We start from the raw sequence: 13,563 nt of genomic DNA, 5'->3' as shown, positions 1-13,563 counted from the left end.
TTCATGTCAAATCCGGAAAAAGAGATTGAGTGCTGATTTTAGCGTTGTCAATTGACCTGATTTTCAGCAGTGTAAAATCATGACAAATTGGCGCCCCGACCCTGCCCAGCTCCGCCGCCCGGCCTACCTCTCGTTGGCCGAGCAGTTCGCACGCGCCATCCAGGAAGGCAAGCTTTCGAACGGGCAGCGCCTCCCGACCCATCGTCATCTCGCCGACGAGCTCGCTCTTTCGGTTCAAACGGTCAGCCGTGCCTATGACGAGCTTATCCGTCGGGGGCTGGTGTCGGGCGAAATCGGGCGCGGCAGCTTCGTGCAAACCCAGGCGAAGGAGCCGGAGCCACCCTATCTGCCGGAGCGTCTTGGCGAACTGATCGACCTGTCGATCCTCAAGCCGGTCTGCGAACAACTGCATCTTCAGAAGATGCGCAGCGCATTCGGCTGGCTTGCGGAGAACCTGCCTTCCAGCTCGGCGCTTTCCTTCCGCCCCAACATGGTGTTCCCGCGCCACCGTAGCGTCGCGGCCGGATGGCTTGCGCGTTGTGGCCTCCAGATTTCACCGCTCAATATCAGTCTCACCAACGGTGCGACTTCCGCCATGACGGTGGCGCTGATGAGCGTCGCGCCTCCCGGCTCGACGATCGCGACCGAGGCGGTCAGCCACCACACGCTGGTGCCGCTGTCGACCTATCTCGGTATCCATCTCGAGGGCCTGCCCATCGATCAGGACGGCATGATCCCGGAAGCGCTGGACGAGGCGTGCCGCAAGGGTGTCATTCGTGCGATCTTCCTGCAGCCGTCGGTCATCAATCCGACGGCGACGCTGATGAGCGAGGCGCGGCGCGCAGCCCTTGCCGAGGTTGCCCGCCGGCACGACATCGCGATCATCGAAAACGACATTCTCGGTCCACTCGTCGATGCCGGGCTGAAGCCGGTGGCAGCGTTCGCGCCGGAGCGCACGCTCTACATCACCAGTTTCACCAAGATCACTGTGCCTGGCCTGCGCATCGGCTATCTCGCGTCACCCGATCGCTACGTGGCGGCGGTTGCCAACCGGCATCTGGTCTCCAACTGGATGGCGACCCCGGCAATCGCCGAGATCGCCACACATTGGGTCAGCGATGGAACCGCATTGGAACTGGTCGAGTGGCAGCGTCGGGCGCTGGCTGTGCGCCATGCAATCGCCGCCGACGCACTCGGCACTCTCGACTATCGCTCGCATCCCCAAAGCCTGCACATCTGGCTGCCTTTGCCGGATGGACACACCGAGGAAGACTTCGTCTCGCAGGCGCGGTTGCGGGGCGTCGCAATCGCACCGGGATCCTCTTTCCGCACATCCGATCTCGGCTGGCGGCCGGCCGTGCGCATCTCCCTCGGCTCGACGAGCGAACAGGAATTGCGCCAGGGGCTCGGGATCGTCGCCTCTCTGGCGCTTGGAAATCCCGAAGCTCTGCTGCTCGCGATTTGAGGCTGCCGCCTATTTCATGAGCGGAATCGGAATAATTGTCATGATATTATTATTCCAATTGACATGATTTGGATGGGCGATCATCGTTAGGGCATCACCGGTCCCCACCAAGGGAAAGACGTGAATGCCCGATCCCATCATCCGCATCGACAACATCATCAAGCGCTACGGTCCGTTGACCGTGCTCGACGGACTGTCGATGCAGGTCATGCCGGGCGAGAAGCTCGCGCTCATCGGGCCGTCGGGGTCAGGCAAGACGACGATCCTGCGCATTCTGATGACGCTGGAGACGATCAGCGGCGGCCATATCGAGGTTGATGGAGCACAGCTCTATCACATGCCGGGAAATGGCGGGCTTGTCGCCGCCGACGAGCGCTATCTCCAGCGGATGCGCGAAAAGATTGGCATGGTCTTCCAGCACTTCAACCTGTTTCCCCACAAATGCGTTCTCGACAATGTCACGCTCGCTCCGATGCTGACCAAGCGCATGGCAAGGGCTGCCGCGGAAAAGCGGGCGATGGAGCTTCTCGACATGGTCGGCATGGCCGACAAGGCGAAAAGCATGCCGGCGCAGCTGTCCGGCGGACAGAAGCAACGGGTGGCAATCGCCCGCGCACTCGCGCTGTCGCCGAAGATCATGCTGTTTGACGAAATCACCTCCGCCCTCGATCCCGAACTGGTCGAGGAAGTCCTGAACGTCATGCGCAAGCTCGCGTCGGAGACCGACATGACGATGCTTCTCGTGACGCATGAGATGGGTTTTGCCCATGATTTCGCCGACCGGATCCTCTTCTTCGACCGTGGCCGGATCGTCGAGGAAGGCAAGCCGGACGACATCTTCCGTCATCCCAAGCAGGAGCGCACGCAAGTGTTCCTGCGCAAGATAATCGCGGCAGGGCACCGCGTCTGAGCGTTCGCGCCGGGATGTGCCCCAACCAAAAAGATGAAGAACAGCCAGAGGAGCCGATACCGATGAAAATCACGCATTTCATGTCAATGGCCGCAAGCGTTTCGACGTTGATGGCTATCCTTTCTGCTGCACCGGCGATTGCCGATGACGACAAGCTGCAGCAACTGAAGGATCAGGGTTTTGCCCGCATCGCGATTGCCAACGAACCGCCGTTCACCGCCGTCGGCGCCGACGGCAAGGTGTCGGGAGCCGCCCCTGATGTCGCCCGCGAAATCTTCAAGCGTCTCGGCGTCGCCGATGTCGCCGCGTCGATCTCCGAATACGGTGCGATGATCCCGGGCCTTCAGGCCGGACGGCATGATGCCATCACTGCCGGCCTCTTCATGAAGCCGGAACGCTGTGCGGCGGTCGCCTATTCCGAGCCGGTGCTCTGCGACGCGGAAGCCTTCGCGCTGAAGAAAGGCAATCCGTTGAAGCTGATGAGCTACAAGGACATTGCCGACAACCCCGACGTCAAGATCGGTGCGCCGGGTGGCGGCACCGAAGAGAAACTGGCGCTCGAAGCGGGCGTTCCCCGCGATCGCGTTATCGTCGTGCCCGACGGCCAGAGCGGACTGAAAATGCTGCAGGACGGCCGCATCGATGTCTATTCCCTGCCTGTGCTCTCGATCAACGACCTGATGTCGAAGGCGAATGATCCGAACCTTGAGGTTGTCGCCCCGGTCGAAGGCGCGCCGGTCTATTGTGACGGCGCCGCCTTTAAGAAAGGCGACGAAGCGCTGCGGGACGCCTTCGACGTCGAGTTGGCCAAGCTGAAGGAATCCGGCGAGTTCGCCAAGATCATCGAGCCCTATGGCTTTTCCGCAAAGGCCGCCATGTCGACCACCCGCGAAAAGCTCTGCGCCGCCAAGTAACGCGCTCCGGCTCCCTCTTGCGCACTCGCGACGCGGGGAGCCGGTCCCAATGGCTGACGATGATTGGAATGTAGGCAACGATGATCGACTGGTCCGGCTACATAGGGCTGATATTGCAGGGCGCGCTGGTGACGCTGCAGCTGACGGTACTGGGCTCGGCATTGGCTGTCGTAATGGCCTTTACCGCGGGCCTTGCGCGCGTTAGCCGCTCGTTCGCGGTGCGAGCGCTGGCGACCACCTATATCGAGTTCTTTCGCGGCACCTCGATCTTCGTGCAACTCTTCTGGGTCTATTTCGTCCTGCCCTTTGCCGGCATCACGTTGACGCCACTGCAGGCTGGTGTCCTGGCGCTCGGCCTCAATGTCGGGGCCTATGGAGCCGAGGTGGTGCGCGGCGCGGTGAAGGCGATCGGCCGCGAGCAGCGCGAGGCCTGCATTGCGCTCAACCTGACGCGCTACCAGTCCATGCGCCACATCATCCTGCCCCAGGCCTTGCCGCTGATGTTGCCGACATTCTGCAACAACGCCATCGAGCTCCTGAAAGGCACGGCCGTCGTCTCATTGATCTCGCTGACCGACATGACATTTCAGGCCCAGGTCGTGCGTGCCCAGACTGGCAACACGCTAATCCCTTTCACAGTGATCCTCGTTCTCTACTTCCTGATGTCCTGGGTCATATCGCGCAGCATGCGGTGGCTCGAACGGCGCATGACGCGCGGCCTTGACGGCGTGAGGGGCTGAGCGATGGAATGGGACTGGAATTTCGTCTGGCAGATCATGCCCACCCTCCTCGAGGGACTGAAGATCACGCTTCTGGCCACGGTTCTCGGAGCCGTCGTCGCCGCGGTCGTCGGCCTTCTCTTTGCGATCCTGAGGCTTTCGGCACCAAAGCCGATCGCCCGCGTCGTCGGCTTCCTCGTCGAGTTCATTCGCGGTACGCCGCTGCTCGTGCAACTCTATTTCATCTTCTACGTGCTTCCCGATATCGGCATCAGCCTACCGGCCCTGGTCGCCGGCGTCATCGGGCTCGGCATTCACTACGGCACCTACACGGCCGAGGTCTATCGCGCCGGCATCGAGAACGTTCCGCGCGGCCAATGGGAAGCAGCCCGGGCCACCAACCTGACCCTGCGCCAGACCTGGCTGCACGTGATCCTGCCCCAGGCGATCCCGCCAATGATCCCCGCACTCGCGAACTACCTGATCGCCATGTTCAAGGAGACGCCGCTTCTGTCGGCCATCACCGTTCTCGAACTGATGAACCAGGCGAAAAGCATCGCCAACAGCAACTACCGCTATATCGAGCCGATGACCCTGGTCGGCGTGTTCTTCCTGATCATGAGCCTGATTTCCGTCGTGTTTTTGCGATGGCTGGAAGAACGCTACAGCCGCGTGGAGGAGCGCTGATGGAAAAGACGTTCTCGCTTTCGCTCGCCTCTCGTCGACCGAGGCTCGACGAGCGCCCGCTCGAAAAACGCGTCGGACTGATCATCCTTGCCACCGACCACACGACCGAGCCGGACTTCCGGCGCATGGTCGCAAGCGAGCGCATCGGCGTCTATGTCGCGCGCATTCCCTATGCCAATCCCGTCACGCCCGAGAACCTGCGCGCGATGCAGCCACAGCTGACGACTGCCGCTGGCCTGATCCTTCCTGATGAAGAGCTCGATGTCGTGATGTATTCGTGCACGTCCGCCTCCGTCGTCATCGGCGACGATCAGGTGACGGCGGCGATCCGTGCGGCAAAGCCGGATGTACCGGTCGTCACCCCGACGGCCGCAGCCGTCGAGGGGCTTCGCACCCTTGGCGCTGCCCGCATCTCGGTTCTGACACCCTACACGCTCGAGACCAGCCGCCCGATGGCGGACTATTTTGCTGAAAGCGGTTTTTCGATCGACCGGTTCGCCTGCCTTGGCCTGACCGACGACCGGGAGATGGCACGTGTCGGCCTTGACGAACTCATCGCGTTTGCGCGTGAGGCCGTGGCACCGGGTTCTGATGCGCTGTTCATATCCTGCACGGCGGTGCGCGCCGCCTCCGTCGCTGCACGGATCGAGGACGCGATCGGCAAGCCTGTCGTCACCAGCAATTTGGCAACCGCCTGGGCATGCCTGCGTCTTTGTGGCGACCACAACCATTATGCTCAATTCGGCCAGCTGATGACGCTGCCGTTGGCTGGAGCGTGAGCATGTCTGGATCTTCCTTGCCCGTGGTCTACGGCGACATCGAAGCTGCCGCGCAGCGAATTTCGGCCCATGTGCTGAAGACGCCGTTCGCCCTCTCTCCATCCCTCTCCGAACTCCTGGATGTGCCGATTGGCCTCAAGCTTGAACATCACCAGACAACCGGAAGCTTCAAGTTGCGCGGTGCCTGCAATGCGCTCCTGTCGCTGTCGCCGGCCGAGCGCAAGCGCGGTGTCGTTGCCGCCTCGACGGGCAACCACGGGCGGGCTCTGGCCTACGCTGCGAAAGCCGAAGGCACCGTCGCGACAATCTGCATGTCGCGCCTCGTCCCCGAAAACAAGCTTGCCGAAATTCGCCGACTTGGCGCCAGGGTGCATATCACGGGCGCCTCGCAGGATGACGCCCAGCGTGAAGTCGAAAGGCTCGTCGAGCAGGATGGGCTTGTGATGGTGCCGCCGTTCGACAATCCGGCCATCGTCGCCGGCCAGGGCACTCTCGGCCTCGAAATCGTCGATGACATGCCGGATGTCGGGATGGTGCTCGTTCCGCTATCGGGCGGCGGTCTCGCCTCTGGCGTGGCTCTGGCAGTGAAATCACGGCGGCCGGACATCAGGGTCATCGGCCTCACCATGGAGCGCGGTGCAGCGATGAAGGCGAGCCTCGATGTAGGCCGCCCCGTCGAGATTGCCGAAATGCCAAGTCTTGCTGACTCGCTCGGCGGCGGCATCGGCCTTGTCAACCGTGTGACTTTTGCCATGTGCAACGCGCTGCTCGACGATGTCGTCTTGCTTTCGGAAGCGGAGATCGCAGCGGGAATGCGGCACGCCTATGCGCAGGAGCGCGAGATCGTCGAGGGCGCCGGCGCCGTCGGCATCGCCGCCTTGCTTGCCGGCAAGATCGACCCGGCCGGTCGACCGGTTGCACTCATCCTTTCGGGCCGCAACGTCGACATGGAACTGCACCAGCGTGTCGTCAATTGCGAGACAGATCTGTTGCGGGAGGACGCGGCATGACGCGCATGACAATTCTGACCGAGGCAGATCTGCGGGCGGTCGTGCCGCTCGACCTTGCCGCCGTCGACTGCATCGAGAACGCCTTTTGTGCACTCGCCACCAAGGCCGTGGTGATGCCGCCGATCCTGCGCCTGGACATCCCGGAACATCGCGGCGAAGTCGATGTGAAGACCGCCTATGTGCCTGGGCTCGACGGTTTCGCGATCAAGATCAGCCCCGGCTTCTTCGACAACCCCAAGCTCGGCCTGCCGAGCACCAACGGCATGATGGTGCTTTTGTCGGCAACAACAGGCGTCGTCCAGGCGCTGTTGCTGGACAATGGCTATCTGACCGACGTGCGCACCGCGGCTGCGGGCGCAGTTGCCGCAAGGCATGTCTCGCGTGCGGATGCCTCTGTCGCCGCCATTTTCGGCGCGGGCATGCAGGCGGCACTTCAGCTTGAGGCGCTCTGCCTGGTGCGCCCGATCCGGGAAGCGCGGATCTGGGCGCGCGACGGTAAAAAGGCAAAGCTTGCCGCCCGCACGTTAACGGGGAGGCTCGGCATTCCCGTCAGGGCGGAAAGTGATCCGGAAAAGGCCTCAGCAGGTGCCGATATCATCGTCACGACCACACCGACAGAAAGCCCCATCCTCAAGGCCGCGTGGCTGAGGCCAGGCCAGCATGTGACTGCCATGGGCTCGGACGCCGAACACAAGAACGAGATCGAACCGGCAGCGATTGCGGAGGCCTCGCTCTATGTCGCCGATAGCCTGGCACAGACACGACGGCTCGGCGAACTGCACCACGCCATCAAGGCAAGCCGCATCGCAGCGGAAGCCGACTTTGCCGAACTCGGCCAGATCATCGCTGGCCAGCGCCCGGGGCGCACCGCTGCCGACCAGCGCACCATCGTCGACCTGACCGGTACAGGCATCCAAGACACCGCCATCGCCACGCTTGCCTTTGCCCGCGCGCAAGAGCGCGGCAAGGGCGCGACATTTGCAAGCTGAGACCGGCAAGACCGGAGAATGAGGGAGAGACATGACCAAACCCAACCTCAAATTTTCCCTTGGGGAGTACGAGGCGCGCCTCACAAAGACGCGCAAGGCCATGGAGGATAAGGGTGTCGACCTGCTCATCGTCAGCGATCCGACCAACATGGCCTGGCTCACCGGCTATGACGGCTGGTCGTTCTACGTGCATCAGGCCGTCGTGGTGCCGCCGACGGGCGAGCCGATCTGGTACGGACGCGGACAGGACGCAAACGGCGCGAAGTTCACGGCCTATCTCGCCCACGAGAACATCATCGGCTATCCCGATCACTACGTGCAATCAACCGAACGCCATCCGATGGACTACCTCGCAGCAAAGCTTGCCGAGCGCGGCCTCGACAAGCTTACCATCGGCGTCGAGATGGACAATTACTGGTTCTCGGCCGCCGCCTATGCCGCCTTGCAGAAACACCTGCCCAATGCTCGATTCGTCGACACGACGGCACTGGTCAACTGGCAGCGCGCAGTCAAGAGCCCGGCGGAAATCGCCTACATGCGCAACGCTGCGCGCATCGTCGAGGGCATGCATCAACGCATCTTCGACAAGATCGAGGTCGGGATGCGCAAATGCGATCTCGTCGCCGAAATCTACGATGCGGGCACGCGCGGCGTCGACGGCATCGGCGGCGACTACCCGGCCATCGTGCCTTTGCTCCCTTCCGGCGTCGAGGCATCGGCACCGCATCTGACCTGGGACGACCGTCCGATGAAATCGGGTGAAGGCACCTTCTTCGAGATCGCCGGCTGCTACAACCGCTACCATCTGCCGCTGTCACGCACGGTATTCCTCGGCAAGCCGACCCAGGCGTTTCTGGATGCGGAGAAGGCGACGCTCGAGGGCATGGAGGCGGGTCTTGCCCAGGCGAAACCGGGTAACACCTGCGAGGATATTGCTCAGGCGTTCTTTGCCGTGCTGAAGAAGTACGGCATCGTCAAGGACAACCGCACGGGTTACTCGATCGGTATGTCCTACCCACCGGATTGGGGCGAGCGCACCATGAGTCTGCGCCCCGGCGACCGCACCGAGCTTACACCCGGTATGACCTTCCACTTCATGACTGGCCTGTGGCTTGAGGACATGGGCTTCGAGACGACCGAGAGCATCCTGATCACCGAGACCGGGGTCGAATGCCTCGCCAACGTGCCGCGCAAGCTTTTCGTGAAGGACTGACCATGACGGTTTCAGCGCTTCGTCCGTCCGCGATTTCACCGACGGTGGACTTTTCAGTGGACGGCGTCCAGCATGGTTTCCTGCGGCTGCCCTACAGCCGCGACGATTCCGCCTGGGGTTCGGTGATGATCCCCGTTACCGTCGTCAAGAACGGCGAAGGGCCGACGGCCCTTCTGACCGGCGGCAACCACGGCGACGAATATGAGGGACCGATCGCCCTCTTCGATCTTGCTCGCACGCTGACGGCCGAGGACGTTGCAGGTCGGGTGATCATTGTACCCGCGATGAATTATCCGGCCTTCGTTTCGGCAACACGTACTTCACCGATCGACCGCGGTAACATGAACCGCAGTTTCCCTGGAAAGCCCGACGGCACGGTGACTGAAAAGATCGCCGACTACTTCCAGCGCGAACTCCTGCCGCTCGCAGATATCGTCATGGATTTCCATTCCGGTGGAAAAACGCTCGATTTCCTGCCATTCTGCGCGGCGCATATCCTGCCCGACAAGCGTCAGGAAGCCCGTTCGTTCGAACTCGTCGACGCGTTTTGCGCGCCCTACTCGATGAAGATGCTCGAGATCGATGCGGTCGGCATGTACGACACCGCGGCAGAGGATATGGGCAAGATCTTCATCACGACGGAACTCGGCGGCGGCGGCACGGCGACCGCCAAAAGCGCCGGGATTGCCAAGCAGGGCGTGTCCAACGTGCTGCGCAAGGCAGGCATCCTGAAAGGACCGAGCACAGCATCCCTAACCCGGACGCAATGGCTCGATATGCCCGACGGCAACTGCTTCTCCTTTGCCGAGGATGCCGGGTTGATCGAACCCCTGGTCGACATGGGCGAGAGCGTTGTTACCGGCCAGGCCGTGGCCCGCATCCACCCGATCGGCAAGACCGGTGCCGTGCCGAAAGATGTCTGCACGAAGAGGGACGGTATTCTGTGCGCCCGGCACTTCCCTGGCCTCGTCAAGCCAGGAGATTGCGTCGCGGTTGTTGCGGTGACGATATGATCAGGCCACTAGCCTTGGAAATCGCCAAGCTGAGCGAACTGCCTGGTTAGCTTAAAGCCGAAGGCAGAACGTTGGCGGTTCCACGGTCCGCAGGTGTCGTTGAGCGGGCAGCAGCACTACCTGGTCGCTTTGGTTTTAGGTTGCTTCACCTTCAGCGGAATACTGACAGGGCCATAGGTCACCATAGATACCCGCCGTCGCCTTTCGTGACGGCGGGCTACTCGACAGGCGTTCGTCATTGCGCGAGAACGCCGTTCTTCTTGGCGGTCCATGTGGCGAGGAAATCCATAAGCCCAGGCGACAGGCAATCATAGGGCTCGAGCCCCAGTTCCTTCAGACGAGCACGAACGGCGGACATCTCATCCGGATTGTAGCCATTTTCGATGATCGAGGAGACGAAAGCCGCAAACCCAGGCGCTGCCCAACCATCCTCCGCAAACCTCTCGGGGTGAAGGAATGATAGCCCCTTGAAGGCATGCTCCCGTTCGACCGGTCCGTACATATGTACGCCGCATTCCTTGCAAGCATGCCGTTGAATGAGGGCCGAAGGATCGATGACCGTAAGTTTCTCGCCGTTTTCCAACACTTCGATCTTGTCCGTCGGAGCAACAGCGACGACAGAGAATACGGCACCTTTCGGTTTCCAGCATTTCGTGCAGCCGCATGCATGATTATGGGCGATATCGCTATTTACCCTCACCCTGACCGGACTGCTGCAACTGCAGACAAGGGTCCCGCCTGAGAACGACGTGCCGCTTGCCTTGAAGCCGTTGTCGACGGCGGGATGTATCGCAATTCTGCTCATGATGTTCCTCCCACGTTTGACCTGCTGATGAAAATTCGGTCGGCGGCCGTTAGACCAAGTGCCAACGCGCTACCGATCGCAAGTGTACTTTGATGAGATCTTGGCGCCAGTAGGTTACTGTAACAGACCGTAGCGCGTGTAGCGTCGCACTCCAGGTGAAGCTATCGGTGCAAGCGCCCGGCCAGCTTTGGAGGATTCAGTTCCGGTCCGGTTTCAAAGTCGAGGAACAAACTGGCCTCGTTGGCGTTGGAGCAATGTTCCGGGGGAGCCGGGCACCTCCTTCAGTCCACATCACGCGCATTTGAATTGATCCGCCGACGACATGGCAGTTGTCTGCCTGCATCACCTTATTGGCCCGTCTCGGACGTTTGCGAGCCCGGCCACCATTTTCTGAACAAGAGCCGGCCTCCACTCGGCTCCGTTTGAAGGACGCATGGACATGGTGACTTTTACGCTCAACGGAAAAGAACGCACCTTCGATGGCGATCCCGATACGCCTCTGCTCTGGGTGATCCGCGATCTCGAAAAACTCACGGGCACGAAATACGGGTGCGGCGTAGCGCAATGCGGGGCTTGCACTGTCCATCTCGATGGCATGCCCCGGCGGTCCTGTATCACGCCAATTGCCATGATCGACGGCTCGGATGTGGTCACGATCGAAGGCATTTCCGGAAAGGAGGCCGAGGCGGTCCAGACGGCGTGGGCCGGGCTCGATGTCCCACAATGCGGTTACTGTCAATCCGGGCAGATCATGTCGGCCGTGGCGCTCCTGCAGATGCTGCCCAAACCCACCGACGACGAGATCGATGGTGCCATGACCGGCAATCTCTGTCGGTGCGCCACCTACCATCGCATCCGCGCGGCGATCCACAATGCCGCCAATTCGATGGAGGGTTGAGCAATGACCGTTCACGATATTACCACCACCCGCCGCACCTTCCTCGCTGGCGCCGGGCTCGTCATCGGCGTGGCTATCGCGCCTAAATTCCTTTCAGCTGCGCCGACAGGCGTTCCAGCCGGTGGCGCAGCCGACCTCAAGCCGATGAACGCTTTCGTCAAGATCGGCACGGACGACACCGTCACAGTACTGTCCAAACATATCGAGTTTGGCCAAGGTCCCTTCACGGGGCTTGCGACGCTCGTCGCCGAGGAGCTCGACGCCGACTGGAGCCAGATGCGTGCGGTCCATTCGCCGACCGACAACAAGATCTACGCCAACCTCGCCTTCGGCCTGCAGGGCACCGGCGGGTCCAGTTCAATTGCCAACGCCTACGAGCAGATGCGCAAGGCGGGTGCTACTGCGCGTGCCATGCTCGTCGCCGCAGCGGCGCAGGAATGGAGTGTCCCTGCCGCGGAAATCACCGTCGAGAAGGGGCGGATCAAACATACAGGCTCCGGCAAGGAAAGCGGTTTCGGCGCCTTCGCCGACAAGGCAGCGAGACAGACCGCGCCAGCGGAGCCGAAACTGAAGGATCCCAAGGATTTCGTGCTGATCGGAACAGATCTGCCGAAGCTCGATACCCGTGAAAAGATCAATGGCGCGGCAATCTTCACGCTGGACATCATGCCTGATGGCCTGCTCACCGCCGTGGTCGCCCACCCCAAGCATTTTGGCGCCGTCGTCAAGTCCTTCGACGACACGGACGCCCGAAAAGTGATGGGCGTGGTCGACATCAGGCAAATCCCGCAGGGCATTGCAGTCTATGGGGAAAATACTTTCGCGGCGCTGAAGGCACGCGATGCACTCAGGATCGAATGGGATCTCTCCAAAGCAGAGACCCGCTCGTCGGCGGAACTGGCGGCCGAGTACATCCGCCACTTCGAAAAGCCGGGCTTGGAGGCGACGAACAACGGTGATGTCGCGCAAGCCTTCCAACAGCCGGGCCTGCAGACCGTCGAAGCCCAGATCATCTTTCCCTTCCTCGCGCATGCGCCAATGGAACCGCTCGATGCGGTGTTCATCAAAGCCGCCGACGGCTCCGTCGATATCTACAATGGTGCGCAGTTTCCGGGCTTCGATCAGCAGGTAGCGGCAAAGATCCTGTCGCTCGACGAAACAAAGGTGCGGGTGAATACGCAGCTCGCAGGGGGCAGTTTCGGCCGCAAGGCGCAATTCGGCTCGCCCTATATGCAGGAAGCGGCTTCCGTCTATGCCGCCATTGGCGGCGATCGACCGCTTAAGCACATGTGGACACGAGAGGACGATATCCAAGGCGGCTTCTATCGTCCGATGTACGCCCATAAGATGCGAGGCGCGATCGACGCCAAGGGCCAGATCACCGCATGGGAGCAGATCATTGTCGGCCAATCGATCATGGCCAAGGCGGACCTGGATTCGACCTCGGTCGAAGGCGCGTCGAACCTGCCCTACCGGATCCCCAATCTCAAAGTGACCTCGCACAACGTCACGCTGCCAATCCCGCCGCTGTGGTGGCGGTCGGTCGGTCATACCCATACCGGCTTTGCCGTCGAGACCTTCGTCGACGAGCTGCTCGCCCGCGTCGGGCGGGATCCGGTGGAGGGCAGACTTGCACTGCTCGACGCGACCTCACGCCATGCCGGTGTCCTGCGCAAGGCCGCCGAGATGTCGGATTGGGGGGCGAGGCTCACTGAAGGACGCGCCCGCGGCGTGGCGGTGGTCGAGAGCTTCGGCTCGTTCGTCGCCCAGGTCGCTGAAGTCTCCGTCGGCCCCGATGGTGCGCCGCGTGTGCACAAGGTCTGGTGCGCCGTCGATTGCGGCGTTGCCGTCAATCCCAACATCATCAAGGCGCAGATGGAAGGCGGCATCGGTTATGGGCTGGGTGCTGTGCTTTTCGATGCCGTCACGCTTGGCAAGGGTGGCCAGATCATGCAGTCGAACTTCCACGACTATCGGTCGATCCGCATCAACGAGATGCCCGACGTCTCGGTGGAAATCATCAGGTCGGCGGAAAAACCGACGGGGGTGGGCGAACCCGGCGTACCACCCATCGGCCCGGCGGTTGCCAACGCGTGGCGAAAGCTGACCGACGCGCCAGTGCGCCAGCTTCCCATCGTCAGTATCATGTCGTCCTGAGAGG

At 61.8% G+C, this 13,563-nt stretch carries 13 protein-coding genes; 12 read left to right on the top strand and 1 reads right to left on the bottom strand.

Annotated features, from left to right (window positions below; all coding sequences use genetic code 11):
* The first annotated feature begins 79 nt into the window (after positions 1-79).
* The 10 genes from BLJAPNOD_RS30640 to doeB all read left to right on the top strand — a co-directional run bounded on the left by BLJAPNOD_RS30640 (position 80) and on the right by doeB (position 9,699).
* On the top strand, positions 80-1,465 hold the full coding sequence (locus BLJAPNOD_RS30640) for a PLP-dependent aminotransferase family protein (RefSeq protein ID WP_077499241.1): 1,386 nt from the start codon (positions 80-82) through the stop codon (positions 1,463-1,465).
* Positions 1,466-1,589: 124 nt separating this feature from the next.
* Positions 1,590-2,375 carry an ectoine/hydroxyectoine ABC transporter ATP-binding protein EhuA gene (gene ehuA, locus BLJAPNOD_RS30635; protein ID WP_115422543.1) on the top strand — a complete coding sequence of 262 codons (786 nt, stop codon included), beginning with the start codon at positions 1,590-1,592 and terminating at the stop codon, positions 2,373-2,375.
* Positions 2,376-2,437: 62 nt separating this feature from the next.
* Complete coding sequence (gene ehuB, locus BLJAPNOD_RS30630) at positions 2,438-3,289, top strand: ectoine/hydroxyectoine ABC transporter substrate-binding protein EhuB (protein ID WP_077499245.1); 852 nt, start codon at positions 2,438-2,440, stop codon at positions 3,287-3,289.
* A gap of 80 nt (positions 3,290-3,369) precedes the next feature.
* Positions 3,370-4,029 carry an ectoine/hydroxyectoine ABC transporter permease subunit EhuC gene (gene ehuC, locus BLJAPNOD_RS30625; protein WP_077499247.1) on the top strand — a complete coding sequence of 220 codons (660 nt, stop codon included), beginning with the start codon at positions 3,370-3,372 and terminating at the stop codon, positions 4,027-4,029.
* A gap of 3 nt (positions 4,030-4,032) precedes the next feature.
* A complete protein-coding gene (gene ehuD / locus BLJAPNOD_RS30620; RefSeq protein WP_077499249.1) occupies positions 4,033-4,695 on the top strand; it encodes an ectoine/hydroxyectoine ABC transporter permease subunit EhuD in 663 nt (220 codons plus the stop codon).
* Complete coding sequence (gene eutA / locus BLJAPNOD_RS30615) at positions 4,695-5,474, top strand: ectoine utilization protein EutA (protein ID WP_077499251.1); 780 nt, start codon at positions 4,695-4,697, stop codon at positions 5,472-5,474. The genes ehuD and eutA overlap by 1 nt, the downstream gene beginning before the upstream one ends.
* A gap of 2 nt (positions 5,475-5,476) precedes the next feature.
* On the top strand, positions 5,477-6,484 hold the full coding sequence (eutB, locus tag BLJAPNOD_RS30610; RefSeq protein WP_115422542.1) for a hydroxyectoine utilization dehydratase EutB: 1,008 nt from the start codon (positions 5,477-5,479) through the stop codon (positions 6,482-6,484).
* A complete protein-coding gene (eutC, locus tag BLJAPNOD_RS30605) occupies positions 6,481-7,473 on the top strand; it encodes an ectoine utilization protein EutC (protein WP_077499255.1) in 993 nt (330 codons plus the stop codon). The genes eutB and eutC overlap by 4 nt, the downstream gene beginning before the upstream one ends.
* A 31-nt stretch (positions 7,474-7,504) precedes the next feature.
* Positions 7,505-8,686: an ectoine hydrolase DoeA gene (gene doeA / locus BLJAPNOD_RS30600; RefSeq protein WP_115422541.1), complete on the top strand. Its 1,182-nt coding sequence runs from the start codon at positions 7,505-7,507 to the stop codon at positions 8,684-8,686.
* Positions 8,687-8,688: 2 nt separating this feature from the next.
* Entirely contained in the window at positions 8,689-9,699 is a 1,011-nt protein-coding gene (gene doeB, locus BLJAPNOD_RS30595) for a N(2)-acetyl-L-2,4-diaminobutanoate deacetylase DoeB (protein ID WP_115422540.1), read from the top strand.
* Positions 9,700-9,934: 235 nt separating this feature from the next.
* On the opposite strand, the gene gfa is transcribed toward doeB, so the two are convergent.
* Positions 9,935-10,504: an S-(hydroxymethyl)glutathione synthase gene (gfa, locus tag BLJAPNOD_RS30590; RefSeq protein WP_115422539.1), complete on the bottom strand. Its 570-nt coding sequence runs from the start codon at positions 10,502-10,504 to the stop codon at positions 9,935-9,937.
* A gap of 439 nt (positions 10,505-10,943) precedes the next feature.
* Here gfa and BLJAPNOD_RS30585 point away from each other — a divergent pair, with 439 nt between their 5' ends.
* Both BLJAPNOD_RS30585 and BLJAPNOD_RS30580 read left to right on the top strand, forming a co-directional pair.
* Positions 10,944-11,402, top strand: coding sequence for a (2Fe-2S)-binding protein (locus BLJAPNOD_RS30585; protein WP_077499309.1), 459 nt, complete (start codon positions 10,944-10,946; stop codon positions 11,400-11,402).
* Positions 11,403-11,405: 3 nt separating this feature from the next.
* Positions 11,406-13,559 carry a xanthine dehydrogenase family protein molybdopterin-binding subunit gene (locus tag BLJAPNOD_RS30580; RefSeq protein WP_115422538.1) on the top strand — a complete coding sequence of 718 codons (2,154 nt, stop codon included), beginning with the start codon at positions 11,406-11,408 and terminating at the stop codon, positions 13,557-13,559.
* Positions 13,560-13,563 lie beyond the last annotated feature (4 nt).

This window comes from Ensifer sp. M14, from assembly GCF_003355565.1.
Lineage (GTDB): Bacteria > Pseudomonadota > Alphaproteobacteria > Rhizobiales > Rhizobiaceae > Ensifer.
Note: the sequence above shows the minus strand (reverse complement) of the source record. Positions and strands in the feature narration are given on the sequence as shown.